This is a genomic window from Flavobacterium xizangense (assembly GCF_054075145.1).
On sequence record NZ_JBSIPG010000125.1, the window covers coordinates 1 to 268 of the forward strand.

Sequence of the window (268 nt, forward strand, 5' to 3'; positions counted from 1 at the left end):
TGATTTTGTAAACAGGTTTAGAGAAATTATACTGAGCAAATTTCTTTTCTGGAATCAAAACCACAATAATCATAATTACACCGATTATTATCGACATTTTCTGCTGCAATCCTGCAAGAAAAAAACCTCTTCCGAGTAAACCAAAAATCAGTCCGATTGTAGCATAAGCTGTTAATCGGCCGAGATGATACGTCATAATCTGCGTTACTTTTTTAGTTTCATTTTGTCTGTCTACAGGAAGCATCATAGCAATTGGCCCGCACATTCC

1 protein-coding gene is annotated in these 268 nt (G+C 36.2%); it reads right to left on the reverse strand.

Annotated features, from left to right (window positions below):
* Positions 1–268 (reverse strand): urease accessory protein UreH domain-containing protein (locus ACWA1B_RS22780; RefSeq protein WP_456910907.1); only part of this gene is annotated, 268 nt, incomplete at both ends.